The sequence below is a fragment of the Saccharopolyspora dendranthemae genome (assembly GCF_007829955.1).
GTDB lineage: Bacteria > Actinomycetota > Actinomycetes > Mycobacteriales > Pseudonocardiaceae > Saccharopolyspora > Saccharopolyspora dendranthemae.
Window position 1 is genome coordinate 60990 of the sequence record NZ_VIWX01000008.1, and the last position, 23763, is coordinate 84752.

Sequence of the window (23763 nt, forward strand, 5' to 3'; positions counted from 1 at the left end):
CGTGGAGAAGTCGGGTGCGATTGAGCTTGCGGAGCGGTGGCTTCGGGCGTCCGGGCAGCGCGTTGGGGAGTCTGACGGTGTCCGAGTTGAGCACGAGCGGGTTTCTCAGGTGCCCGAGGGCTGGTTCGTGCCGTACGGCAACGTCGCGTTCCTGGATCACGGCGACCCGGGCAAGGAGATCTTCCCGCCTCCGGCGTTGATCGTGACCGAGCCCGAGGGGCAGGTTCGGTTCGCGAACACCACGCCGCGTCCGGGGTTTTCGAAGCCGGTCGTGTGGCCGGGTGAGCAGGCGTACGCGGAGATCGTCGATCCCGAGTACCAGGCTGCGGAGCTGTTCGAGCTGGGCGTGCCTCGCGTCAAGATCGCCGGTTGGGAGATCCAGCATCCCGACGGGCGCAAGGAGGGCAAGGCCAACCCGGCCTACAAGCCCGGGCCGTTGCGCTGCGGTTTTCCTCGGCACCACAACAAGCTCGAAGCGCTGCTCAACCATCACGAGCTCAAGCAGCTGGATCGCGAGAAGTTCCTGGCCGGCTTGTACGGCACGGAGGTGCTGGTGCCGCTGCAGCTCGGTTCGGAGGAGCTCCACAGCGACGCGCACTCGTTCTCGCAGCACGGCACCGAAGCGATCCGTGTCTACAGCTCGCCGCAACGGATCCCTTCGGCGCTCCGGTGGTGGCGGATGAAGGTCGCGACGTTCGCTCAGCGCTACCCGACCGCCACGATGGTCATCAACGACGGGAGCTACCCGTCTCAGAAGGTGACTGCGGCCGAACTCGCGGAACTGCCGACGAAGTACCGGGTGTTCGCGTCTTCGCAGGCCTACTTGCCAGCCGAACCGACGATCGAGACCGAACCGGGGTTCGACGGCTCGCTCGATGACCACGCCCGCGCGCTCCAGCAGCAGTTCGGCCTGCCGACGCCGCCCACGCTGTCACGGCAGAAGGTCGCGGACGCGCGGGAGAGCGGGTTCAACCTGACGCTCGACGAGCGGGCCAAGCTGCTCACCGCGGAGGCCTGGAAGACGCGCAACAGCCGTGGCTACCAGGTCCTGCCCTCGGCCGGGGACGACCTCTCCGCCGAGACCTGGCCGACGGATCTCCGCGCGAACGGCCTGATGTCGCTGCACGACCAGGCCGGTCGCGTCTGGCCTGCGGTCGAGACCTTCGGCAAGTACCCGCGCATGGGCGGAACCGATCCGCACACCTCGTGGCACTCGGTGGTCGGCGCTTTCGTCGGTTTCGCGATCGGGGACGCGCTGGGGACCGCCGTCGACGGCTTGTCGTGGGCTGAGATTCAGCAGCGATTCGGGCCGGCCGGGATCACCGACCTGCAGGTCGTCTTCGAACGCCCGGGGCAGGTGTCGTGGCGGACCCAGCTGATGATGTTCCTGACCGAAGGCGCCATTCGCGGGAGCGCTGGGAAGAACGGGGACAGCGCCATGCGTTCCGCGCACGCGCGCTTCCTGGTCACCCAGGGCGTGCCCTGGCAGCAGGCGGCGGGGACGCTGGCCGCAGAGCACCCAGAACCCGACGGCTGGCTGGTGCGCGTTCCGGAACTGCACGCGCAGCGCGGGGTTCCGCCGCAGCTCGTCGAGGCGGTGCGGGCGGCGGTGGCCGAGCCCGGCGGGGACCACGGGCTGTTCGGGCCGATGATGCTGGCCTGGGGCTTGCCCGGTGCCCTGGCCCGGAACGGGTTCCCGACCGGTGGATGGCGGCGGACGCCGGACGACCTGGTTGCCACCGCAGTGCTGGAACAGCTGCTGTCCAGGCTGTTCCTGCGGCAGAAGGCAGGCAACGCCGTCTGCATCCGGGTGCTCGACCTCTTGGAAGGCCCCTACGCCACACCGGCGACACCTCCCGAGCAGCAGGCGCGCGACCTGCTTCGCGACGTGCATAAGCGCTGGTTCAAGTTCCTCCAGCACGACATCACCGAGATCGAGCAGATCGGCGGTGGTGTCGACACGTTCTCGGTCCTGGGACGCGCCGTGTTCGCCGCGGCCCGCCGCGAGTACGACCCTCGGACGGCGTTGACGGTGGCGGTCAACCACTCCGGCCGAAGCGCCATGACCGGCGCGCTCGCCGGTGCGATGGTCGGAGCCAGGGCCGGGATCGCAGGCCTGCCGCGCGAATGGGTGGAGGCCCTCGACGTCGGTGAGGTCATCCGCGAACTGGCCGATGAGGCGTACTGGAACTTCGCCCAGCGCAACCCGTACGAGGAGTCCGACGACTGGGCCGGGCGCTACCCGAATTGGTGAGTTCGGTGGACAAGAGCGAGGCCGTTGAGCTGGTCGAGCGGTGGCTGCGTGCGCAGGGCTTCCAGATCGGGGAAGCGGGTGGCCGCAAGGTCGACCTGAGTGGTGTGCGGCTGGTTCCCGAGGGCTGACGCGTGCCTTTCAACATCACCGAAGGTGTCGACTCCGGTGATCCGGTGCAGTCGATCGTGCCTCCTCCGGTGTGCATCGTGACTGAGCCCGAGGGCGAGTTGCGGATGGCGAACACCACGCCGTATCCGGGGTTTTCGCTTCCGCTGTCGTGGCCGGGTGAGCCTGCGCGCTCGGAGAGCATCGATCCGGAGTACGTCGCGACCGGGTTGTACGGGATGGGTGTGCCGAAGACTCAGGTCACGGGTTGGGAGATCACGCATCCTGACGGGAGCGTCGAGGAGAAGACCAACCCGGATTACCGCCCGGGTCCGCTGCGCCAGGGGCTGCCGCAGCACGAGAACAAGCTCGAGGCCCTGCTGAACTACTTGGCGTTCAAGTACCTACCGCGTCAGAGGGTGTTGTTCGGCCTGCTCGGTTCGGAGTTCCTAGTTCCGGGTGATGCTGATGCGCCACCGGAACCGCGGTTGGTGATGCGGGTGTACACCTCGCCTCGGCACATCCCGGAGATGACGTCGTGGTGGCGGATGACGGGGTTGACGTTCCTCGCGCGATACCCCGGGGCGAGCATGGCGATCAACCCGGACAGCTATCCGTCGTTCACGATCAAGTCCGACGAGCTCAACGACCTTCAGCAGCACCTCTCGCGACTCAAGCCCGGCGAGCCGGTGTACGAGGAGGAGTTCGGGCTCACCCCGGAGAACGCCAGGTCCGCAGCGCTCCAGCAGAGGTTCGGGCTGGAGCAGCCCCCGTCGATCAACTCCCGCTGGTTCGTCCAGGCTCGCGCGAGCGGGCACGAGCTGACCCAGGACGAGCGCGAGAAGCTGTTGCTCGGCGTGTCTTGGCTGCGCTACAACTCCGGCCGCAGGAGAGCGGGCGAGCCCGAGGAGTGGCCGGAGGACCTCAACGTCAACGGCCTGGTGATCACCCACGACGCGCGGGGCCGGGCCGAGCCGCACTTCGACACCTTCGGCAAGTTCGCCCGCGTGGGTGCTTTCGACCCGCATCGCTCCTGGCACAGGACGATCGGCGCCTACGTCGGGTTCGCGGTCGGCGAGACGCTGGGCGCGGCGGTCGACGGCATGACGTGGCCGCAGATCCAGCAGCGCTACGGCCGGGCCGGCATCCAGGAACCGGACGTGGTCTTCGCACGACCGGGCCAGGTGGGCTGGCTGACGCAGCTGCTGATGTTCCTCACCGAGGGCACGATGCGCGGTCTTGAGGGCACGACCTCCGCAGTCGACCCGGCAGCCGTCCGTTCGGCTCATGCGCGCTGGCTGGTCACGCAGGGAGTGCAGTGGCAGCAGGCGGCGGGCCCGCTCGCGGCGGAACACCCGCAGCCCGACGGGTGGCTGCTGGGCGTTCCCGAGCTGCACGCCAATCGGGGCGCTTCGCCGCAGCTGATCGAGGCGGTGCGCGCCGCTGTCGCGGACCCGTCGCAGAGCTCGCTGGGCGGGCCCCTGCTGCTGATGTGGGCACTTCCCGGTGCGGTGAGCGAGGCCGGGTCTGCGCTGGCGGGGGGCTGGAACCGGACGGAGATCGACGATGCTGCGTCGAACGCGCTCGCCGCTCTGTTCCAGCGCCTGTTCCTCGAGGGCGACTTCGTCAACCCGATCTGGTTGCAGCTGCAGCAGCTGCTCAAGGCCGAGCTCACCGGCACGCGGCCGGGCACCGACCAGGTCGCCGCTGTGGTGCGCGATGTCGACCAGCGGCGGACGCGGTACTTCGACCACGACATCGAGCTGATCGAGCGGACCGGCACGGGCACCGACACGCTCTCGGTCCTGGGACGCGCCCTGATGGCGGCCTCCCGCCGCGAGTACAAGCCGGAGATGGCCCTGCGGATCGCCGTGAACCACTCCGGCAGCAGCGCCCTCACCGGAGCCCTCACGGGCGCGATCATCGGCGCCCGAACCGGAGTCGCCGGCCTGCCCCGGCAGTGGGTCGAGGCCCTCGACGTGCGGGACCTCCTCCTCGAGCTCGCCGAAGACGCCTTCTGGCACTTCGCCCACAGGAACGTCCTCGCGGTGGAAGGCGACGACGACTGGACCGAGCGCTACCCCCGCTGGTGATGTTCCGAAGCGGTTCGCGGTGAGGAATCCGCGTGCGGCGCCTGCCCTCCGCACGAGGTGGGCCCGCTGAGTCGAGGACGCCCGTGGGCGGGCACGATCGTGCCCGCCCAGAGCCGGTCACTCGAAGTCGCAGTCCACGTCGGGGTCCTCGGCCGTGCCCGTGGCGCGGCACGTCAGCGTCGAGCCGTCCACCAGCGACCAGTCGCCGACGACGTGCTCGCCCGCGACGGTGAAGTCGACCGTCGAGAACCCATCCGCCTGGATCTCGCGGGCGGTGTTCGGGTCCATCGTGGAACCGAATCCGTCGCCGTTGGTGTTGAGCACGCGGTACTCCAGCGCGTAGTCACCCGAGGTGATGCGCACCTCGGGCACGTTCTTGGCCTGCGCCGGCACCTGGACGGCGTTCGCCGCGGGCTGCCGCGGAACGTCCTGCGCGGGGCCTGCGATGGCGGCCGCGCCGACTCCCGCGATCGTCCCGAAGGCCAGGGCTCCCGCGAACACGGCGCGCTTGGTGTTGATGAACGACATGCTGTCTCCCTCGCTCGAAGTCTCAATTCACTAGTCAACTAGTGAATTGATGTTAAGCTAGCAGACGTGCGCAAGGGAGCGCTCGGCATCGGGATGGGTTTGCTCTGCAGCGACTTCGATCAACGTCCGTTCGCCCGGGACTCGGACCAGGACCGAAAACCCGGTGCCCGCTGGGCAGGTGCGGCACCTGGAACTTCAGGCCGCGGGCCGGCGTTGGTGGGAGAAGACGTTCGACAATCGGGGAGGGACCGTGGCGTACGAGTACAAGGTCGTGGAGCTTCGGGAGAAGTGGCTCGGCGGCAAGATGTCCGGCGAGAAGCTCGAGAAGGTGCTCAACGACGAGGCCGCTCACGGCTGGCAGCTCAAGGCGATCACCGGGGCCGACGTGAAGGGCCGCATGGGGCCGGGCGGCGTCGAGGGCCTGCTGGTGACCTTCGAGCGTCAGGCCTGAGTCACAGCCAGTTGCGGCGCTTGAAGATGGCGTAGAGGCTGACGCAGACGACGAGCATCAGCATGATCGCGAACGGGTAGCCCAACGACCAGTGCAGTTCGGGGATGATGTCGAAGTTCATCCCGTACACGGTGCCGATCAGGGTCGGGGCGAACAGGATCGCCGCCCACGACGAGATCCGCTTGAGCTCCTCGTTCTGCGCGTAGCTGGCCTCGGTCATGCGCTTCATCTCCTCGTTCTGCGCCTGGGTGACCAGCGTGGCGTTGACGGTGAGGATGTTGTCCAGCATCTGCCGGAAGTTGTCGACGCGTTCGGCGACGGTGGTGGCGTGGTCGGCGACGTCGCGCAGGTAGCGCTGCAGCTCCTCGTCGATCTCGTACTTCTCGAACCCGGCTTCCAGGCTGCGCAGGATCGCCAGCAGCGGTCTGGTGGCGCGCTGGAACTCGATGACCTCGCGGGAGAGCTCGTAGATGCGCCGGGACGCGTGCGGGTCCGAGCTGAAGACCTCGGTCTCGATCTCGTCGATGTCGTTCTGCAGTCCCGCGATGACCGGCGCGTACCCGTCCACCACGTGGTCGAGCACCGCGTAGAGCACCGCTTCGGGGCCGCGCCGGAGCAGTTCCGGATCGGTCTCCATCCGCCGGCGCACGACCGAAAGATCGGGTGCCTGCCCGTGTCGGACGGTGAGCACGAAGTTCGGGCCGACGAACAGGTGCAGCTCGCCGAAGCTGACCTCTTCGAGGTCGTCGAGGTAGGTGGCCGCGCGGAGCACGACGAACAACGTGTCGCCGTATCGCTCGATCTTGGGCCGCTGGTGGGCGACGATCGCGTCTTCGACAGCGAGCTTGTGCAGGTCGAATTCCTCGGCTGCGGCCAGCAGCTCCTCTTCGGCCGGCCGGTACAGGCCGATCCAGGCCATCGTCCCGTCCGCGCCGGGCAGCTGGCGGTAGGTCTCACCGAGGCTCGGCGGAGTCGAGATGCGCACGCCGTCGCGGTAGATCGCGGTGTCGATCAGCGGCCGATCGGCCAGCGGCCGTTCGTCCTGGGAACGGGGGTCCATCGAGTGCTCGGGCGCCGTCTCCTGACGGAGCGCCGGCTCCGTGTGCCTGCCACGCCTGCGCAGCGGACGTGGGCGCCATTCGGGCACTGTGGCCTCCCGAGGTCGTCGGGGCGGACGATCGAGTCGAGCGTACCCAGCCGTGCCCTGCGCGCGCTGGCTCCAGGCAGACGTCACAGCCGCCACGGCCCGCAGGTCGTGGCGGCTGCGCGCGTGCGGATCAGGGTTTGCGGCCGACGCCCGCCCAGACGACCGAGTCGTTCGGACTGTCGAACTCGATCACCGGCGCGTTCTCACCGGTCTCCTCCGGATGCCACAGCGGGGTCCAGGTGCATCCCGGCTCCACGAGCTCGTAGTCGCCGAAGAACTCCTCGATCTCGCCGTGCGGGCGCCAGATGACCGGGGTCGCCGACTTGTCGTACATCTTGCCGAACTCGGCCATCTCCGCCTTGCGCTTGTCCGGCACGTCGTCGGCGGTGCCGTGGGTGATCACCAGGTAGGAGCCCTCGGGCAGCAGTTCGCGGAAGCGCGCCACGGCCTGCGGGCCGATGTCCTCGCCGTTCGGGCCGGGCTGCGTCACGTGCAGCACGGCGATCAGCAGCAGCGCCACCGGCTGCTCGGGGTCGATGACCCCGCTGTCCTCGATCTGCTTCCACAACCGGTCGGGTTCGCGCAGGTCCGCGTGCAGCACGTCGTGCTTGCCGGTGACGTCCTCCTCCTCGAGCAGGATGCGCGAGTGCGCGACGGCGACCGGTTCGTTGTCGACGTAGACGCAGCTGGCGTCGTCCACGATCTCGTCGGCGACCTGGTGGGTGCTGCCCATGGTCGGAACGCCGGATCCGATGTCGATGAACTGCCTGATGCCCTGCTTGCAGAGGTACCGCACGACGCGGTGCAGGAAGAGCCGGTTGGCCTTGGCGGCCGGTGCGACGAACGGGTAGCGCTCCAGAGCTCGCTCGCCGAAGACGCGATCCACCGCGTAGTTGGCCCTGCCGCCGAGGTAGTAGTCGTAGACCCGGGCGACGTTGGGGTGTTCCAGGTCCACACCTTCAGGCGCGAACATCTCCGCCCTCGACTGACTCACGGTCTTACCCCTTCGCGGTACGCGTACTTCTATGACGCATCGTAGTGATCACGTCACGCTCACATGCCGCCGTAGTCTGCCACCGAACGGGTGGCGCGGTCATGCACCTATCGGGTTGATTCCCCTCCGGTTCCGGGGGAACCGGAAAACACCCGCTGTGATCTCCGCTGGGCCCGGGGTTCGGGCCCGGACGCGTCCGCGGGCCTGCTCCGCGCCCGTGAAAAGCGGAGAAAAGCGGCTGTCCGCGCTCGTTTCGGGCGCGGCGCGCGGCGGATCGAATTTGCATTCGATCCACTTTGATCGATTCCGAAAGCCGACATCGGACGGTTCACTCGCGAACCGGATGATCCGCCCCGATCGGCGGTTCCGGCTGAGGCCACCCTGGACGAAGATCGATGTTGGCGGATGCGAGAATCATGGTGCGGTCGGCGAGGTTCCAGCGTGGCGACGTCCCGGCCGACCAGCATCGCCAGTCCGCACGCCGCGGACCGTCGGCCGGATAACGATCCAGGGTCGAAATGCGCGATGTCGCCTCAGTTCGGCTCGCGGCCAACGGCATCGGTGCGGATGATTCGTGCCAAGCCTCGTGGCTCGTGAGGGCCGCTGGGATCGACCGCGTTGGATGATTCGATCGATTTTCGACCGAGACGAATTCGTGATGCGATTCGGCGCAACGGTTGTCCGTTCGCGCTCCGTCCTTCGAATGCAGGTGGTCGTTCGAGGGAACTGACAAGGACGGGGGAGTCAGATGTCCGCACCAGGAATCGGCAAGGAACGCCACATCACGCTGCCGGATTTCGATTCGGTGGCCAAGCTGCCGAAACCGATCAAGGCAGTCGTTTACCTGATCATCATGTCCGTGCTGACCGTGGCCGCCATCGGGGCTCTGATGGCCACCATCGCGATCATCGGGCAGCTGTCCGGAGCGTTCGACGTCTTCCGCCTCCTCGGCTGAAGAGACCGACACCTTCAGCGAAGGCCCGGCGCCCCCCACAGGCGCCGGGCCTTCGTCATGTCCGGGCCTCGTGCACGCCCCGATCACTCCGCTCGCGCGATCGCGCGGTGGCACCGATACTCGGGCGTCCCTGGTGCGGTTGCGGTGGAGGTGCGTTGATGGGCAGACCGCTCGCGACCACCGCCCTCGCGGTGGCGCTGCTCGCCTGCGAGGGCGCTCCGAGCGAACTCGCGCCACCCCCGGCTCCCGCCCGCACGAGCGTGGAGCGGGGGATCGCTCCTGAAGAATTCCAGCGGTTCCAGCGAGATCCCGGATATCCGCATTCCGTCGCGGAATACGACGATCTACCGAGATTCGCGCAATGCGGCAGCCTCTGCGGCCGGGAACCGACCACAGGTGAACAACAACGCGCTCACCTGTGCGAACGCGGCTTGATCGAGGCCGCCGAGTGCTGATTCACGACTCCGCTCGCGACGATCAGTAGACCACCCGACGCACACGTGGTGCGCTGGGTTTCCGCCGTTCCGCCCAATATCATGCTGGGCCGTCCGGCCGGAACACCCGGCGACCCCGCTCTGTGACGCCCTCGATACGATCCCCGATACCGAGCACCCCGCGGGGGCAGTAGCTCAGCTGGTCAGAGCAGCGGACTCATAATCCGTCAGGTCGTGGGTTCAAGTCCCACCTGCCCCACCTTTGAGCAGGCAAGACGGCAGAATTTGGCGAGCGCGTTTTCTCCTGGGTGCGGTTTTGGGTGCGAGTAGCCTCGCAGCCATGACGCACGCACCCAGGGAAGACCGTTCTCGGGGACGCATCGAAGAACGCGCCCGAACACTTCGAGTGATCGTCTACGCCGGCATCGACCCGGTGACCGGCAAGCGCGTCTATCTCCGCGAGACGATCCAGGGCACGGATAAGGCCGCGCACAAGCGCGCCGAGAAGACTTTGAACAAGCTGTTGGCTCAGGCTGACAAGCAGCAGACCGCGACATCGTCGGTGAAGTTCTCGTTCGCGCTCGAAGAGTGGATGCGTACGAACGAGATCGAGGAGAGCACCAGCAACACCTACCGCGGCTACATCAATCGAACGATCGTTCCCGCGCTCGGCGAGCAGCCGGTCAACAAGGTCTCGGTGCGGATGTTGGAGACCTTCTACTCAGATCTGCGCCGCTGCCGGGAGCGGTGCGACGGCAAGCCGTACGTCGAATACCGGAAGCCCGACGAGCACGACTGCCAGAAGGCGAAGTGCCGACCGCACGCGTGCAGCCCGATGGCCCAGTCGACGGTCCGACAGATCCACGCGATCATCAGCGGCACCCTCGACGCGGCCGAACGCTGGGAGTGGATCGACTCCAATCCGGCCCGAGTCGCCCGCAAGCCGAAGCAGAAGCGCCCCGAACCCACACCGCCCACCCCAGCCGAGGCCGCACGCTTGTCCGAGGAAGCGTTCAGGATCGACGACGACTGGGGCACCCTCGTCTGGCTGGCCATGATCACCGGCATGCGTCGCGGCGAGCTGGCCGCACTGCGCTTCTCCCACATCGACCTGGACCAGGAAGTCGTGTGGGTTCACCGAAACTGGGTCCGAGGCAAGGAGAAGGACACCAAGACCCACCAACGCCGCCGAATCGCCCTCGACTCAGAAACAGTCGCCCTCCTCCGCGAACAACATGATCGGGTCGCCGAGCGCGTCGGAGGGGCTGGCGCTGAGTTCCGGGAAGACCTGTTCGTCTTCAGCAGCATCGAGACACCCGACCACACCGAGCCGTACTCGCCAAATGCCATGACACCCCGCTACAAGAAGATGGCAACCCGCCTCGGTATCAACACCCATCTACACGCCCTGCGCCACTACTCGGCTACAGAGCTATTGACGGCTGGAGTGGATCTCCCCACTGTCTCCGGGCGCCTGGGACATGGCGGTGGAGGCGCGACAACCCTGAAGGTCTACGCGGCGTGGGTAGCGGCGTCCGACCGCAAGGCGGCAGAGATTCTTGGAAGCAGGATGCCGAAGCGGAGGCGCGACTAACTAGAGCTCCAATCCGTACCTGGACGTACTGGGTAATGAGGCCACGCAGAAGAGTCCAGGAACGGCCAATTTGACACCCGAGTTAGGCTTGTGCGTGCATTATCGAGTGATAAATGGTGTCGAGTATTTTCTGTGTTTTGATCGGTAACGGGTCGGCTGCGGTGACCAAGCGCTCGGCATTGCGCGGATGAGTTGCTTGCTCCAGAACCTGCCACATGCGTCAATACGGTACCGCAGTGACTCGATGGCGAGAAGCGGGTTGATTCAACGTGGCAAGCGGGCGAGGAAGATAAGGATGCGAACCCATGACTTCCGAATAGAAAGTCATGGGTTCAATACCTCGAATCCCCCATCAAGGTCACGCCCTCGAAGTGCCTCATGCCTTGTCAGGCAACTCCGCCAGTCCTCAGAGAACCTTGTGCCCAATCTGGGTTAACCGGCTAGCTCATCAGAAAGGCGGATTTCACTTACGACCATCGCTCTCCAGATATTTGGAACGCTTTGACATAGTTTATCAAAACGCGAGAAATTTCGACTTCGAAGCCAGTCTCCTACGACTCGGAGAGTCGCAGACTGCTTCAGTTCGAACCCTGGATCATCGTCGGAAAGATCCGAAATGGCACGTTCAAGACGTGCGTCCGGAGATTTATGCACGAATGCGTTGCGCATGTATCGTAGGATCCGAAATCGCTTAAGATCCTCGACTGAGATGGCATCTAGTTCGTCTTGGGCGGACTTCCTTAGCCAGCCGTCTGTGTTACGGGGGTCTGCCTGGTTGAGGAGCCCGTCAAGGTAGTTTGACGAGAGAATGGTGTCAAGATCTGGTTCGGGCTTACGCAGCTCATGAATCTGCTTATTCGTCAGCTTAAGCTTTATTCCTTCGTCGCGCGCTGACAACTGCCTAGAGATGGAGTCCGGGCAGTCCGCGTAGATCATCGCTCGTAGCCAATTTCGACGGCTAACTTCAAATTCCTGACAAAACTCCGAAATGAATTTTAAGCAGGCATCGGAAGCTTCGGTCGTGGGCAAGGTTTTTACTTGACGCATAAACCTAGTTAGCTCCACTTGGGACCTGTTAAGGGCATCTTTTCCGCCCGGATTAAATCTTGCCGAGCCAGTTCGTTTCACGCTTCTTAGGTCAGCCTTGACGGAAGATGCGACGGCCCGTTTCGCGTTCGTCCACGAATTGAATTGCTTTCTAACGGCATCCGACGAAGGTCTGCGCCGCCCCGCGCGTTCCTCCGCTATAACCCACTTCTTGTAGCCTGTGAACGTCGTGTCCAGATTGTCCTCGCTCGCATGTTTAAGGAATCCTGATACTGAATTATAGTAATCCTCCACTTGAAAAATGATCTGACCGCGTTGGCGCCCCTTATCGCCTGGGGATATTCCCACTCTCCTCATTGCATCGGCCCAATAGCCCCCACCTAGTCGCTTCATCACCGTTTGATTCGTTGGCGGCCACGGCCACGCTCCCTTTCGTGACTCATTTCCGAACTCTTTCAGTATTTCATCCCGGCAGTTGGTGTAGCACTTACTGGTGAGCGCGACATCGGGGTTATTACGATGGTGCTCGCGCGTCGAAATTACGGTCGCCAAGATCTCGGCGATTCGATCAGCAGAGAACCCTTCTTCTGCAAGCGTGTTCGACACCTCCCGCGCCTCTTCCAGATTAATATCGCGTACTGCGGATTGCCTAATCGGATCGAGCTTGAGGCTTCGGCCAAGTGTATACCAAACGGCAGATTCAACCACTGAGTCCGGGAATCGGTACTCTTGGGTATTTCGGTGATCAAATAGCTCTGCGGAAGATTCCACCGCCTGGCGAACCACTTCGTATGGAATGTTCGGAGCCAAGATCTGGAACCGCTCTTCAACGTCAGAACGAAGTGCTCCGTCATTTGCGAGATCTGCGATTACATCGCGATACTCATCCAGAAATTCGGCGATGCTTTCGTTTAGCGCCTTACTGCGCGATGTGTACCTCTTCTTTTTAGCTTCTTCCGAGCTGACTTCGTTGCCGCTGCTCTTCAAAATCTGACGCACTCGCTCGCGGGTAATTCCGTGGATTCGACCGATTTCTTCAAGGGTTGCCCCTTCAATTCTTGCCTCTTTGATCTGAGATTCACGAATCTCGTGGTCGATACCCATTCCCCCACCTTGATTTACTAGCGCACGATCTCTTGGATTATTAGAGTATCGCAGAATCTTCAGCATGATCAAGTGACTGTTCGTCATGAAGAACTTCGTTCGCCGTTCCTAACGCCACCTGGTACTGCACCCGAACTGACGGCTTCTCTGCCAGTCATGACGGAACCGTAGGCTGCCGATGTGAGCACTGAGCGCGGAGCATGGAAGACCTACGGGGAGCGGCTGGTCTACGACAATCGATGGGTTCGGTTGGGGCTGGCGGATGTCGAGGCGCCGAACGGTGAGCGGTGGGAGTACCACGTGGTGCACCTGGCGCGGATCGCGATCGCCTTGATCGTTGACGAGCAGGACCGGGCGTTGATGCTGTGGCGGTACCGGTTCCCCACCGAGCAGTGGGGTTATGAGTTGCTGGGCGGCATGGTCGACGACGGTGACGACTCGGCGGGGACTGCTGCCCGTGAGGCTGCTGAGGAGAGCGGGTGGGAGCCGATCGGGGACGGTGAGCACCTGGTGACTTTCGAGCCGTTGCCGGGGCAGGTGACTGCGCCGATCGACGTATACCTGTGGCGCGGAGCAAAACACATCGGCGAGCCGACCGAGACTGAGGAAGTCGGGCGGGTCGAGTGGGTGCCGTTGTCGCGTGTCATGGAGCTGGCGCAGCGGCAAGAGCTGCTCGGTTCAGGGACGTTGGTCGCGCTGCTCTACTACCTCACGTCACGCGGCACTGCTGCCGGGCAGGATCAGCCCGTCCAGACGCCGTAGCTGCCGGTCCGACTTGATTCGAGACGCCAGACGCCGCGCTTGCCGTGCATGGTCGAGCGCGGCGTCTCTGTCGCCGGACGCGGCGAACGTGTACGCGAGATCGACCAGTAGTCCTGTTCGCGCGCGTACGAATGCTTCGGGCACGCGCGGCAACACGTCGGTGAGCTGGTCGATTGCTTCTGGCTCACCGAGCTTGCCGAGGGCGTTCCCACGCCACCGGTCGAGGTGGGATCCGCCAAGGAAGAGGAACGGCAGCTCAGCGTCGATCGGTTCAGGCGGGAGCAGCGTGTCTGCGGCGTCAAATGCGCGGAGCGCGTCGCCCCGCTGACCGGCTGCGGACAGGCATTCGCCGGCTGCGGCCGCAAGCCACGCACGCAGTAGTGGCGGTCCGGCGTTCTCGGCGGCCTGGCGTGCGTGTTCGACCTGCTCGACTGCTGAGGCTGCTTCGCCGATGTCGACCAAGATGAAGGCTTGTTCGGCCATCGCGTGTGCGAGCAATGCCGGGGACATCGCTTCGCGCGCCGCAGCCTTCGCGCGCTCGTAGTGCTGCCATGCCTGGCCGATCGCGTTGCGGTCCAACGCTTCCCAACCGGCCAATGTGGATGCTTCGGTGAGCGCTCCGGCGAGCTGCTCTCGCTTGCCGCCGATGGTGTTGTAGCCGAGCAGGCTTTCGACCTGGTCGATCGTGCCGCGTAGCTGATCGAGGAGCGTCACGCCGCCGAATTTGCGGTCGAGCCGTCTTGCGTCGTCGATCTGCCGTCGGAATACGGCGATGGTGTCCGCGTCAACGGTGCGTGCCATCTCCAGCCGCGCTCGCAGCTCCGCCGTATCGTCGTCTTCCTCGTCAGCGGGGAAGCCGAGTTCTTCGTTCGTGCGGCCGTAGATCTCGCGGAACAGGCGTTGATACGGCTCGCTGACCTGCTCGTGTCCGTTCTCCCAGCGCGAGAGTTTTGTCTTCAGGCTCGCCGCCGTCATCACCGGGACGCCGCGCACATCGGCGCGTTGCCGCAGCAGCCGGATCACGCCGTCTGCGGAGTAGCCGAGCTGCTTGCGCACGCGTTGCAAGGGGGTTCCGGTCATCGCCTCACCCATGCCGAATAACGGGTTTGACCTGGGAAGTTAATTGCGGTTAATGGGATTGCGGTTAACCCGCGCCACCTGCAAAAACGCGCTCGGATGCCGTTTCTTGGAGGCATGCGCACAACGACTGAAACCGCCCTCGCCGCGAGGCCGGCCGCTTCGGATCCGAGTCGGCTACCCGGCTCGCTTGCCGTCACGGTCGTCCCGGAGTCGGTTGTTCAGCTCGTCGAGCTGGTGCGTGATCTCCCGCAGATGCCGTTCGATCGCATCGAGGCGAGTCGGCACGTCGTCCTCGGGGAAAACGGGGTCGTCGATAGCGGGAGGCGTCTGGCCTTCCAGCAGGGCAAGCAGGTGCCGTGGGTGCCATTCGAGCGCGAGCGACAGCGCTTCCAGCGTTCGCGTGCTTCTGCGGCGTACGACCGTGTGTCGCTGCAGCTCGCGCACCGTCGCCTGCGATACCTGCGCGCGCTTCGCCACGTCACGCTGACGCAAGCCCAGCTCGCGCGTTCGCTGATCGATCGCATGCGCGACCGCAGCCCAATCCTCCGACACGTATTCCTCCGCGCTCCGCTTCGACGCCGAGATTAACGCCTTCACGCGATTCCGCGGTTCTCACTCAGCTCAGAAATACCGCGTTTCGCTTCTCGCGCGCCAAGCAGCGCTAATACCAGCTCTACACGTCGCCAAAATAGGCGTTGCTACGCGAAGGACTTCACATGACATTCGGTCACGAGAACGTCGAAAGGCCGACGTTCTACACGGTTCGGGAAGCCGCCCGAATCATGCGCTGCAATCCGTCAACTCTGTACCGGGCGATTAGGGAGAACGGCTTTCCTGCTGTCCGGGTCCGCGCTCGTTACGTCGTTCCCGCTGCTGCCGTCGACCGGCTCGCCGCGGCGGCGAGCGAGTCCGGTGGCTGCGTCGACGTCGCTCGGTTGGCAGCTGACCACCGTGCTGCCGCCGAGGTCGCTCGGCTGAGCGGGGGTGCGCGATGAACGACCGCCTCTACGACATCGCCGTCCGACTGGACCGGCTTCGCGCGGTTCCCACCGATGTGCTCGCCGAGATCGTCATGCGTGACGACCCGTGCATGTGGGTCGTCGGCGACGACGGCCCGCCGGACCCGGGCGGGCCCGACCCGGACCGGCAGCTCGCCGCCGACCTCTGCGCTGGCTGCACGGTGCAGGACGTCTGCATCGAGCTCGAATTCCGCTTGCACGGCGCGAAAACCATCGGCGTGTGGGGAGGCCTGTCGGACGCGGACCGACGCGAGCTCTTCGTGATCTGGGCCGATCGGCGGCAAGGCGACTTCGCCGCTGAGGAGGTGACCACCGATGACGACGCTTGATCTCTCGCCGATGGAGACGTTGGTGGGCATCGGGTTGCTGGTCGCGGTCTTCGCGATCTGGCATTCGAGCCTGCGGATGGCGCGACGTACTGCCGAAGCCGCGCACGCCGGATCGCGGATGGTGTCGCTCACCGGGCGAGTGCTGGTGACGGCTGCGGTGATCGTGGCCGTGCAGTGGCTCGTGATCCACCACAGCCGCGAGACCGGGCTGTTGCTCGCCGTGCTGGCGGTTCCTGCGCTGATCACGGCGTTCACGTTGGTGCGGGCGCTGACGGTCACGACCGAGGACCGGCACCATCGGCGCACGAGGCAGAGTCGATGAGCCCCCGGCAGTCGAGCGCCACCGGGGACGGGCGGGTTCCGTCCGTCCCCGGCCCGGCCGAATCAGTGGAACAGGTGCGACGGCAGGTAGACCGGCTGTGCTGGTCGGGAATCCTGCTCGGGCTGGCGTTCACGATGACCAACGTGCAGCGGTTCGCCGCAGCCGGCTCGCCGGTTGGGTCGCTGCCGTGGTGGGCGGCATGGCTGCTGGATCCGATGGTCTCGCTGGTGTTGCTGGCGATTCTGCGCGCCGAGCAGGTCACGGCGCGCTACGGGGTTCGTACCGGCGGGTGGGTGCGAACGGCGAAGTGGTTCACGCTTGCCGCCACGTACGTGATGAACACCTGGGACGCCTTCGAGGCAGGACACACGGCAATGGTCGTGCTGCATTCCGTGCCGCCCCTGGTCGTGTTCGTCGCGGCTGAGGCCGTGACGAATCTCCGCGACAAGCTCACCGAGGCGATCCGAGCCGCCCATGAACACCAGGCGGACACGGTTGCGGACACCGTGCCGAAACCAGTCGAACCCGACCGGACATCGGCTCGGCGGATCTCCTTCGAGGAATACCTGCAACACGCCCGCGAGTCTTGGACCCCTGAAGTGACTGTCACCCCGGCATGGATTCGGCAGGTCACTGGCTGTTCGCGCGGATTGTCGTCGCGGCTGTCCGCCGCGCTGGCGTCCGAAGTAGGTGAGGGGGAGGCATGAGCACGTACGACGAATCCCTGCCTGCGCAGCGGCAGTCGGGAGCGGTCGAGTCGGCCGTGTTCGACGCCGAACTGATCGACGACGTCCCGCAGGCTCCGAGCCTGACCCGGTGGCAGAGGTTCATGAACTGGTGGCAGCGTTCACGACACGTGCCGCTCGCGCTGAAATCTCGGCACGCGGCCAAGAACGGTCTGCTGCGCCTCGCAGGGGTGTTGCTGTGGTCGCCGTGGTGGTTCGTGAGCGCAGTCGGACGCGGTGCAGTCGCGGTGTTCCGGACCTGGCGCAAGTGGGTCCGCGTGCACGACTACCGGGAAGCCGCGGAGCAGTCCGAGAAGCTCGCGGACAAGTTCATCGAGATCCGCGAACTCACCTTGTTCCGCTGGAAAGTCACCGGCATGACCGTGGTCGCAGTCGCCACGGCCGGAGCCATTATCTACCTGCTCTACGGCGGACGGGCGTTGTGGATCGCGGCGGCCGTCGTCGCGGTGGGGATGGCCGTGTTCGGTCGCCGCAAGGACGGCGCTCCCGGACGTACCCCGACGTTGTCCGGACCGCGCTCGCTCACGTGGATGATGGATCCGCAGATGCTCGTCGACGCGTTCCGCGACGCGAAGCTGATCGGCAAAGACGAGTCGCTGCGGCTCGTCGAACGAGCCTCGCACGACGGTGCCGGGTGGGCCGTGACGGTCGATCTCCCCGCGACTCGCAAGGCTGCCGACGTGATCAAGAACCGAGAAGCGCTGGCATCGGCGCTGGCGGTCGACGAGCTGCAACTGATCGTCGAGCGAGTCCGCGGCCGTGGTGGGCACGCGGGACGGGTGTTCCTGTGGGTTGCTGACAGCGATCCGTACGCCGGTCCGCCGTTGCGGTTTCCGCTGCTCGATGTTGAGCGCTGGGATGCCTGGCAGCCGATCCCGTTCGGGCGGGACGCACGGAGTCGGCGGGTGGATATGCAGCTCGTGTGGACGTCGCTGCTGATCGGAGCGATTCCCCGGCAAGGCAAGACGTTCGCAACCCGGCTACCAGCGGCGGGACTCATCCTCGACCCGCATGCGCGGCTGTACGTCTTCGACGGCAAGGGAGGTAAGGACTGGGAAGCCGCCGCGAATGTTGCCCACCGGTTCGTCTGCGGCGACGAGATCGAGCACGCCGAGAGGATCCGAGATCACCTCGTCGAGCTGGTTGCGGAGGTCCAAGCACGCTACGCCCGAATGTCCGCGCTGGATGACGACCTGTGCCCGGAATCCAAGATCACCCCAGCGATCTCGCGAGATAGCAATCTCGGTATGCCGATCACGGCCGTGATCATCGACGAGGTCCAGGTCTACCTGGAAAACCCTGCGAGAGAGGACGTAGCAGGCAAGAAGAGCACGCTCGGCGCCTACATCGCTGACTTGTTGACCTACCTCGCCCGCAAGGGGCCGGCCGTTGGCATCATCGTCATCCTGGCGACGCAGCGGCCGGACTCGACCACCATCCCGTCCCGGCTCCGTGCAGTGCTGGGATCGCGGTTCGCATTGCGGGTCATGGACTGGCGGGACTCGAACATCGTCCTCGGCGAGCAGATGAACACGCGCGGCTTCGACACGTCGACGTTGCTGCCGGGGCACAAGGGAGTCGGGATCCTGCGTCCAGACGCCGACACTGACACGGGCGCGGACATGATCGCGAAGACGGTGCGGACGTACTTCATGGCCAACCCGGACTGGCGGACGATCTGTGAGCGTGGCCGTGCTCTGCGACAGGAAGCCGGAACGCTCACGGGTCACGCAGCGGGCGACGACGAACAGCGGGCCGTCGACCCAGCTGCCGTGTTGAAGGCGCTCGGCAGCGGCACACCCACCGAGCAAGAGCCCGAGACGGTCCCGGAGCCGCTCGCGTCGGTGCTCGACTACCTGGGCGACGACCTCGACGACCGCGAGTTCGTCCCGACCGCCGAGCTGGTCGCAGCTCTCGACGTTGAACCGACCATGTTCGGCCGACAGATGGGCGAGTGCGGATGCCAGCCTCGGCGCGGTCGAGCCGCGTCTGAGGACGGCACAATTCGGCAGGTGCGCGGCTACTACACCGCAGACCTCCGCAAAGCAGCCGAAAATAGCGCCTACGAAGAATGAAATTGGCGATCCACCTTAGGGGGATCACATTTCGCCGAGTTGGTTCCGACGTCTGTGGCTCGTATGGGAGCCTCGGGCCAATGACCAAGCGTCGACGAGAGGTACTACGTGCGCTACGGCGGAAAAAGGGAACAGGAAGTTTTCGCCGCTCCTGACTCGGCAACTTCGTCGGGGGTAATCGAACCTGGCAATTCGGATATGGAAGATCGATCTGACGAGAACCCGCGTCAGCAGGTATTCATTCCGTCCGAACGAGCTCAGGGCGGTGGTGCAGACGTGAAGCTGGAGTTGCGGCGTACGGAAGAGGGGCAGCTGGCCTTGCTCTGTTACGAGTCGCTGGACCTGCTTCTCAGTGCATGTGGAAACCAGCAGCCCTGGGTTTCGGTCTATCGCCAGCAGGTGGAGGAAGTTCAACGCACCACTGCGGCCGAGGTTGTGTTGTGGAATGCGTTGCTGCCTGAGGAAGCGCGGAAGGACGACTGAGAGAAGGCGAATTATGGGGGACAAGTTCTACGTAGACCCGGACGGTCTAACGGGTGTGATCGGTTCCATGCAACATAGCAGCGATGCGATGGGCCGTGGCTCGGATAGCCCGCCGAATCCGGCCGACGCGGGGGATTCCACCGAGGCTTCCGCGAAAGTCCTTGAGCTGCTGTTGGAACAAACCGCCGGAGCAGTACACGCTGTCGATGAGCTCGTTGAGCGGGTGACGCAAGTCCGCGATGAGTACGTGACCGGTGACCACGCCGGTGCCGAAAAGATCTCTCAGATCAACCCAAGCTAAAGACGATTGCGATCCGCGGAGCATTCATTGGAGGGCACATGGGCGGCGTGAGCACGCGAGTTGAGGGAAATCCGGGATCGCTGCGTGACACTGCGACCAAGTGCACGCAACTTGCTGGTTTGCTCGACACCGAGGCCGCTTCTATACACCGCACATCGGGTGAGTCTGAGCATGCGTGGAAAGGTGACGCCGCCGATAAGGGGCGTACCTTCATCAAAGAATCAGCGAAAACGATCGACACTGTCGTCACGGCCGCGCGGAAGATCTCGGGCGCCCACGACCGGCTCGCCCAGGACCTTGACGGGGTAATCAGCCGAGTGAACCAGGCGCGAGAGTTGGCCCAGAAGGGGAAACTCGCCGTCACCAACGCTGAAATTCTGCCTCCTGGCCCAGTGCCGGGTCCTGCGCCAGCCGCGCCCCAACGCCCGACGTCTGAGAAGGCATCGGGGCAGCACCAAAATGCGGTGGCCGCACATGGAGCGGCTCTGGCCGATTACCAGGCCAAGAAGAAGGCATTCGACGAGGCGTCCACGACAGTGGATCAAGCTCGGCAGGACGAACGCGACGCTCACCACCGCTTTCAAGAAGCTGTACGCGAACCGAGCACTCTCTTGGAGACCGTCAAGGGAGGGCTGCTGTTCAGCTCGCTCGGTGTCATGCGGACTTTGGCCAGCAGTCCCAATGCCAACGTAGCGAAATACAGCGATGAAGCCCGGAAACTCGGCCGTGCGGCGTCCGTGGCCAAGACCATCGCCTCAAACCCGAACATGTCACCCGACCGGCGCGCAGTGGCTCGGATGCTCTTCTTTGAGCGTGAGTTTCCCGCCATGCGCGCTACCACCAACACGCTGAGCAGCTGGTCGATCGACCGCCATGTGCCATTGCCGGAAAGTGTCAAGACCATGATCGCTGCTGCACCTGGCGAGGAGCTGGCAGCGAAGGGGTCGAACGGTTTCCTGCGCGGCGTGGGCTCGGTCGCCAAGGCGTTTCCGTACTCGGCCATCGCTCTCACCGGGGTGAGTACCAGCGTTTCGATCGCTAACGGAACACCATCTGATAAGGCCGTCGTATCGAACGTGAGCAGCACGGCTCTTTCCACTGGTGCGTTCGTGGGGGCCGAGGCCGGCTTGGTCGCCCTCGGCGTGGCCGGCGGCCCGGCTACTCTGGCGGCGGTCGGTGCCGGCGTTGTGGTATCGGCTGGCGTGAGCTGGTTCATGGACAACCACTACGACGATATGAAGAAGGGTGCCAGCGACCTCTGGCACGACATCACGTGATCGGACGGGTATGGACCGCACTGACCAGCTGCCGCCCAAACCGGACCCGCAGACCGGGCAACCGCGCCCGCCCTCCGCTCCGTTGGTGGAGAGCATGGGCAAGGAGCCCGACGAGCGGTCACGGGAAACCAGCAGCAAGCGAAAGCCGAAACCGCCGGAAGGGCGCGGCCCGACCTTGGAGTGGTACCAGCCCCGTAGAGGGCCGGTCCTGATCTCCGCTGTCATCGTCGCCATCGGAATCGTCGCGCTGGCTGCGCTTCAGAACTGGACGATGCAAGGGCTGCTGGCCTGGTACGTGTGGCCATGGCCCCTCGCCTTTGTGGCCATCATGTACTTCAAGTTCCGCGGTCGAGTGATCGCGGGCGGAGCGGATTGGTACTTCGACGGCAAGCACTGGGTCGATACCTACGACCTGAAGCAGGTCAAGGTGAACACCGGGCCGGGCCGACTCGATCTTGTGCTGAAAGACCGGTCGGAACGGATCGTTGTGACGACCTGCTTGGTGATCGAGTCGAACCGCAAGCTCTGGGACCTCGTGTACAACGGCATCGCACACTCCGCTCAGGACCATCACGTGGAGACCAACCAGGCGGCCCGGCAGTACCTCCACCTGCCGTTGTGATGTGGCTGTGGGCTGATGCACACCGGCAGCACGGACGCGTTTGATAGCGGCCGGACGGGTGTCACGGCGAGGGCGTAACCCGTCACCGACCTATGAACCCGTCCTCAGCGGCAGGACAGGCCGAGAAGGTCGCTGAACAGGGAAGACAAGAACTGGGACGGGTGGGACGGGTTACTACGAACCCGTCCCACCCGTCCCGTTCGTGGTGTCGTCGCCAACCTGTAGAGGTTGGCGCGGTTACGTGTCCCGATCTGTCTCCGTGGCGCCGTCGATGACGTGCGGTGTCTGCTGCTGTTCCTCCCGAAGCAGCGCGATCACGGATTCGAGCAGGTCGATCACACAGGCAATGTCGACCTGGTCGGCTCGCCCAGCTCCGATCTCGAACGCGAGATCGTCGAGCAACCATTGAGTCTTGCGCAGCAACACCGCCAGAGCGGCCGATCGGGTCGTCATGACTCGCTCGCCGCGAGCAGATGCGCACTCTCATTGCAGCTGACGCAGGTCTCCCACAACCACGCCAGTTCGCTCGGCTCGGCGACCTCAACGGACTGGCCGCACAGCGTCTCGATCTGCTCGGACACCGGATAGAGCCGAGTGAGTCGACGGCGGTCGGTCGTCGCGTGTCGCTTCCCCTCAGCGGGTGTCCAGCGAAACGGGTGCATGGCTGTCCCTGTACGTCGATGCCTGTTCGGTACGCACGTGGCCCGTGCCCGACTGGGGGCCATCGGCACGGGCCACGCCCGGGAGTCCGGCGACGGCGCCGAAGCGCGGAGAGGGCGCTGCCGCTGGACTGACGTGTGACCGGCCGGTCAGCGGCGTGTCACACTGAAATAAGCGTCTCACCTCGCCAATATCGGCGGAACGACATCAACACGACATGCGGACGACATGCACGAGCGAACGGGGGTAGACACGGTGCGACCGCCTCGTACGGTGCTCGAACAGAAGATCAGGGAACGACGCCAGACACTCGAAGAGTTCACCGAGTACGCAGAACGCTTCGCCCGCGAGCACGATGAACCCGGAACACTCAGCCTGCGGCACCTGCAACGGCTGATCACAGGACGCGGCCCCAACGGGCAGCCGCTCGGACCAGTCCGGGCCGTGACGGCACGCCTGCTCGAACGGATCTTCGGGCTGTCGATCGACGAGCTGCTGTCACCGCCACCGTGCGACGACGAGACCTCCGAACTACGACAGATGCTCGACGTCTCGCGCCGAATCGACGGAACGCTTCTGGGCCTTCTCCGCGGACAGCTCGACTCGATACGCCGCGTCGACCGGCAACTCGGCGCAGTCGTCGCATACGAGGAAGTCGGGGCAAAGGCGAGCCAAGTCGAGAAGCTCTTCACCCACAGCTTGCCCGGAAACACCCGTCAGCAACTCGCCGTCATCCTCACCGAACTCCACACGCTCGCAGGCTGGCAAGCCCTCGACCTCGGGAAGACGCAAAGGTCCTGGCAGCACTACGAGCGGGCGAAACAGGGCGCACGAGAGACCGGCAGCGAGTCGTACGAAATCCACACAGCAGCCGAACAGGCCTTCGTGCTTCTTGACCTCGGCGAAACCACGAAGGCTGTCCGCCTGCTGCACGCAATGCGGGGGCGGGCGAATTCTGAGTGCCCGCAGCTCCTACGTTCTTGGCTCGCTGCCGCATACGGCGAGGCACTCGCTGCGCGTCATCAACCAAGCGAGAGCCTCCGAGCGTTCGATGACGCTGCTGAACTCCTCCCGGTCGAGCCGAGTGCCCCCGGCAGCCCATACGTGGTGCTTAGTTCTGTGCACCTCGATCGCTGGCGGGGACACGCACTCGCCAGCTTTGCGGACCCAACCGCGGTCGGCGTGCTGTCGCGCGCACTGGGCGAACTCGACCCGAGTTTCACCCGCGCCGAGACTGCATTGCGCGTGGACCTCGCGACCGCCTTGCGGTCCGCAGGCGAAGACAAGGCGCTACGAGCCGAGGTTGACCAAGCGAAGCGTCTCGCCGTCACTATCGGTTCAGTCCGCCAGCAAAGAAGACTTGCTTTGATGTAAACGGTTG

26 protein-coding genes and 1 tRNA gene are annotated in these 23763 nt (G+C 64.9%); 19 read left to right on the plus strand and 8 right to left on the minus strand.

The window, feature by feature from the left end; genetic code table 11:
- The first annotated feature begins 1 nt into the window (after position 1).
- The 3 genes from FHU35_RS28860 to FHU35_RS28865 all read left to right on the plus strand — a co-directional run bounded on the left by FHU35_RS28860 (position 2) and on the right by FHU35_RS28865 (position 4452).
- On the plus strand, positions 2–2254 hold the full coding sequence (locus FHU35_RS28860; RefSeq protein WP_186459671.1) for an ADP-ribosylglycohydrolase family protein: 2253 nt from the start codon (positions 2–4) through the stop codon (positions 2252–2254).
- Between the two features lie 5 nt (positions 2255–2259).
- Positions 2260–2382, plus strand: a complete 123-nt coding sequence (locus FHU35_RS30265; protein WP_281290278.1) for a hypothetical protein — start codon at positions 2260–2262, stop codon at positions 2380–2382.
- A gap of 78 nt (positions 2383–2460) precedes the next feature.
- Positions 2461–4452 (plus strand): ADP-ribosylglycohydrolase family protein, encoded by a 1992-nt coding sequence (locus FHU35_RS28865; protein ID WP_145745546.1) that lies wholly within the window; start codon positions 2461–2463, stop codon positions 4450–4452.
- Between the two features lie 117 nt (positions 4453–4569).
- Here FHU35_RS28865 and FHU35_RS28870 read toward each other — a convergent pair whose 3' ends face one another.
- On the minus strand, positions 4570–4980 hold the full coding sequence (locus FHU35_RS28870) for a hypothetical protein (protein WP_145745548.1): 411 nt from the start codon (positions 4978–4980) through the stop codon (positions 4570–4572).
- Positions 4981–5230: 250 nt separating this feature from the next.
- Between FHU35_RS28870 and FHU35_RS28875 the strand changes: the two genes are divergently transcribed.
- Positions 5231–5431, plus strand: a complete 201-nt coding sequence (locus tag FHU35_RS28875; RefSeq protein WP_145745550.1) for a DUF4177 domain-containing protein — start codon at positions 5231–5233, stop codon at positions 5429–5431.
- Between the two features lies 1 nt (position 5432).
- Here FHU35_RS28875 and FHU35_RS28880 read toward each other — a convergent pair whose 3' ends face one another.
- Together FHU35_RS28880 and FHU35_RS28885 are read right to left on the minus strand one after the other, a co-directional pair.
- The gene (locus FHU35_RS28880) at positions 5433–6578 is read right to left on the minus strand and encodes a magnesium and cobalt transport protein CorA (RefSeq protein WP_246110637.1); all 1146 of its coding nucleotides are present in this window, start codon (positions 6576–6578) and stop codon (positions 5433–5435) included.
- Between the two features lie 130 nt (positions 6579–6708).
- The gene (locus FHU35_RS28885; RefSeq protein WP_145745551.1) at positions 6709–7572 is read right to left on the minus strand and encodes an SAM-dependent methyltransferase; all 864 of its coding nucleotides are present in this window, start codon (positions 7570–7572) and stop codon (positions 6709–6711) included.
- 748 nt (positions 7573–8320) lie between these two features.
- On the opposite strand from FHU35_RS28885, the gene FHU35_RS28890 reads away from it, so the two are divergent.
- The 4 genes from FHU35_RS28890 to FHU35_RS28905 all read left to right on the plus strand — a co-directional run bounded on the left by FHU35_RS28890 (position 8321) and on the right by FHU35_RS28905 (position 10555).
- Entirely contained in the window at positions 8321–8527 is a 207-nt protein-coding gene (locus FHU35_RS28890; RefSeq protein WP_145745554.1) for a hypothetical protein, read from the plus strand.
- Between the two features lie 158 nt (positions 8528–8685).
- Positions 8686–8982 (plus strand): hypothetical protein, encoded by a 297-nt coding sequence (locus tag FHU35_RS28895; protein WP_145745556.1) that lies wholly within the window; start codon positions 8686–8688, stop codon positions 8980–8982.
- Positions 8983–9145: 163 nt separating this feature from the next.
- Positions 9146–9220: transfer RNA gene (locus tag FHU35_RS28900), tRNA-Ile, on the plus strand.
- An 81-nt stretch (positions 9221–9301) separates the two neighbouring features.
- Entirely contained in the window at positions 9302–10555 is a 1254-nt protein-coding gene (locus FHU35_RS28905) for a site-specific integrase (RefSeq protein WP_145745558.1), read from the plus strand.
- Between the two features lie 432 nt (positions 10556–10987).
- Here the strand turns inward: FHU35_RS28905 and FHU35_RS28910 are convergent, their stop codons facing one another.
- Positions 10988–12706, minus strand: coding sequence for a sigma factor-like helix-turn-helix DNA-binding protein (locus FHU35_RS28910; protein ID WP_186459672.1), 1719 nt, complete (start codon positions 12704–12706; stop codon positions 10988–10990).
- 180 nt (positions 12707–12886) lie between these two features.
- On the opposite strand from FHU35_RS28910, the gene FHU35_RS28915 reads away from it, so the two are divergent.
- Positions 12887–13468 (plus strand): NUDIX hydrolase, encoded by a 582-nt coding sequence (locus FHU35_RS28915; RefSeq protein WP_145745562.1) that lies wholly within the window; start codon positions 12887–12889, stop codon positions 13466–13468.
- Here FHU35_RS28915 and FHU35_RS28920 read toward each other — a convergent pair.
- A complete protein-coding gene (locus tag FHU35_RS28920; protein ID WP_145745564.1) occupies positions 13421–14548 on the minus strand; it encodes an NsdA family TPR-like regulatory protein in 1128 nt (375 codons plus the stop codon). The two genes, FHU35_RS28915 and FHU35_RS28920, sit on opposite strands and share 48 nt — an antisense overlap.
- 174 nt (positions 14549–14722) lie before the next feature.
- Positions 14723–15100 carry a helix-turn-helix domain-containing protein gene (locus FHU35_RS28925; protein WP_145745566.1) on the minus strand — a complete coding sequence of 126 codons (378 nt, stop codon included), beginning with the start codon at positions 15098–15100 and terminating at the stop codon, positions 14723–14725.
- 164 nt (positions 15101–15264) lie between these two features.
- Here FHU35_RS28925 and FHU35_RS28930 point away from each other — a divergent pair, with 164 nt between their 5' ends.
- The 9 genes from FHU35_RS28930 (at position 15265) to FHU35_RS28970 (ending at position 21722) form a co-directional block, all read left to right on the plus strand.
- A complete protein-coding gene (locus FHU35_RS28930) occupies positions 15265–15543 on the plus strand; it encodes a helix-turn-helix domain-containing protein (RefSeq protein WP_145745567.1) in 279 nt (92 codons plus the stop codon).
- Complete coding sequence (locus tag FHU35_RS28935) at positions 15540–15896, plus strand: WhiB family transcriptional regulator (protein ID WP_145745569.1); 357 nt, start codon at positions 15540–15542, stop codon at positions 15894–15896. Before FHU35_RS28930 ends, FHU35_RS28935 begins: the two co-directional genes overlap by 4 nt.
- Positions 15883–16218, plus strand: a complete 336-nt coding sequence (locus FHU35_RS28940) for a hypothetical protein (RefSeq protein WP_145745571.1) — start codon at positions 15883–15885, stop codon at positions 16216–16218. The genes FHU35_RS28935 and FHU35_RS28940 overlap by 14 nt, the downstream gene beginning before the upstream one ends.
- The gene (locus FHU35_RS28945; protein ID WP_246110638.1) at positions 16215–16925 is read left to right on the plus strand and encodes a hypothetical protein; all 711 of its coding nucleotides are present in this window, start codon (positions 16215–16217) and stop codon (positions 16923–16925) included. The genes FHU35_RS28940 and FHU35_RS28945 overlap by 4 nt, the downstream gene beginning before the upstream one ends.
- The gene (locus FHU35_RS28950; protein WP_145745573.1) at positions 16922–19039 is read left to right on the plus strand and encodes an FtsK/SpoIIIE domain-containing protein; all 2118 of its coding nucleotides are present in this window, start codon (positions 16922–16924) and stop codon (positions 19037–19039) included. The genes FHU35_RS28945 and FHU35_RS28950 overlap by 4 nt, the downstream gene beginning before the upstream one ends.
- 108 nt (positions 19040–19147) lie before the next feature.
- Positions 19148–19522 (plus strand): SAV_915 family protein, encoded by a 375-nt coding sequence (locus FHU35_RS28955; RefSeq protein ID WP_145745575.1) that lies wholly within the window; start codon positions 19148–19150, stop codon positions 19520–19522.
- 13 nt (positions 19523–19535) lie between these two features.
- Entirely contained in the window at positions 19536–19823 is a 288-nt protein-coding gene (locus FHU35_RS28960) for a hypothetical protein (protein WP_145745577.1), read from the plus strand.
- A gap of 38 nt (positions 19824–19861) precedes the next feature.
- The gene (locus FHU35_RS28965) at positions 19862–21100 is read left to right on the plus strand and encodes a WXG100 family type VII secretion target (protein ID WP_145745579.1); all 1239 of its coding nucleotides are present in this window, start codon (positions 19862–19864) and stop codon (positions 21098–21100) included.
- Between the two features lie 94 nt (positions 21101–21194).
- Positions 21195–21722, plus strand: a complete 528-nt coding sequence (locus tag FHU35_RS28970; RefSeq protein WP_145745581.1) for a type IV pilus modification PilV family protein — start codon at positions 21195–21197, stop codon at positions 21720–21722.
- 237 nt (positions 21723–21959) lie between these two features.
- Here the strand turns inward: FHU35_RS28970 and FHU35_RS28975 are convergent, their stop codons facing one another.
- Together FHU35_RS28975 and FHU35_RS28980 are read right to left on the minus strand one after the other, a co-directional pair.
- Complete coding sequence (locus FHU35_RS28975) at positions 21960–22175, minus strand: hypothetical protein (RefSeq protein ID WP_145745583.1); 216 nt, start codon at positions 22173–22175, stop codon at positions 21960–21962.
- Entirely contained in the window at positions 22172–22447 is a 276-nt protein-coding gene (locus tag FHU35_RS28980; RefSeq protein WP_342788591.1) for an HC3 family zinc finger protein, read from the minus strand. The genes FHU35_RS28975 and FHU35_RS28980 overlap by 4 nt, the downstream gene beginning before the upstream one ends.
- Before the next feature lie 208 nt (positions 22448–22655).
- On the opposite strand from FHU35_RS28980, the gene FHU35_RS28985 reads away from it, so the two are divergent.
- The gene (locus FHU35_RS28985) at positions 22656–23756 is read left to right on the plus strand and encodes an NsdA family TPR-like regulatory protein (RefSeq protein WP_246110639.1); all 1101 of its coding nucleotides are present in this window, start codon (positions 22656–22658) and stop codon (positions 23754–23756) included.
- The last annotated feature ends 7 nt before the right edge of the window (positions 23757–23763 follow it).

Excerpts from the sequence above, each read along its gene's own strand:
- FHU35_RS28870 (WP_145745548.1), bottom strand. The coding sequence starts at position 4,980 with ATGTCGTTCATCAACACCAAGCGCGCCGTGTTCGCGGGAGCCCTGGCC.
- FHU35_RS28890 (WP_145745554.1), top strand. The coding sequence starts at position 8,321 with ATGTCCGCACCAGGAATCGGCAAGGAACGCCACATCACGCTGCCGGAT.
- FHU35_RS28895 (WP_145745556.1), top strand. The coding sequence starts at position 8,686 with ATGGGCAGACCGCTCGCGACCACCGCCCTCGCGGTGGCGCTGCTCGCC.
- FHU35_RS28905 (WP_145745558.1), top strand. The coding sequence starts at position 9,302 with ATGACGCACGCACCCAGGGAAGACCGTTCTCGGGGACGCATCGAAGAA.
- FHU35_RS28910 (WP_186459672.1), bottom strand. The coding sequence starts at position 12,706 with ATGGGTATCGACCACGAGATTCGTGAATCTCAGATCAAAGAGGCAAGA.
- FHU35_RS28920 (WP_145745564.1), bottom strand. The coding sequence starts at position 14,548 with ATGACCGGAACCCCCTTGCAACGCGTGCGCAAGCAGCTCGGCTACTCC.
- FHU35_RS28930 (WP_145745567.1), top strand. The coding sequence starts at position 15,265 with ATGACATTCGGTCACGAGAACGTCGAAAGGCCGACGTTCTACACGGTT.
- FHU35_RS28935 (WP_145745569.1), top strand. The coding sequence starts at position 15,540 with ATGAACGACCGCCTCTACGACATCGCCGTCCGACTGGACCGGCTTCGC.
- FHU35_RS28940 (WP_145745571.1), top strand. The coding sequence starts at position 15,883 with ATGACGACGCTTGATCTCTCGCCGATGGAGACGTTGGTGGGCATCGGG.
- FHU35_RS28945 (WP_246110638.1), top strand. The coding sequence starts at position 16,215 with ATGAGCCCCCGGCAGTCGAGCGCCACCGGGGACGGGCGGGTTCCGTCC.
- FHU35_RS28950 (WP_145745573.1), top strand. The coding sequence starts at position 16,922 with ATGAGCACGTACGACGAATCCCTGCCTGCGCAGCGGCAGTCGGGAGCG.
- FHU35_RS28960 (WP_145745577.1), top strand. The coding sequence starts at position 19,536 with ATGGGGGACAAGTTCTACGTAGACCCGGACGGTCTAACGGGTGTGATC.
- FHU35_RS28965 (WP_145745579.1), top strand. The coding sequence starts at position 19,862 with ATGGGCGGCGTGAGCACGCGAGTTGAGGGAAATCCGGGATCGCTGCGT.
- FHU35_RS28970 (WP_145745581.1), top strand. The coding sequence starts at position 21,195 with ATGGGCAAGGAGCCCGACGAGCGGTCACGGGAAACCAGCAGCAAGCGA.
- FHU35_RS28975 (WP_145745583.1), bottom strand. The coding sequence starts at position 22,175 with ATGACGACCCGATCGGCCGCTCTGGCGGTGTTGCTGCGCAAGACTCAA.
- FHU35_RS28980 (WP_342788591.1), bottom strand. The coding sequence starts at position 22,447 with ATGGCCCCCAGTCGGGCACGGGCCACGTGCGTACCGAACAGGCATCGA.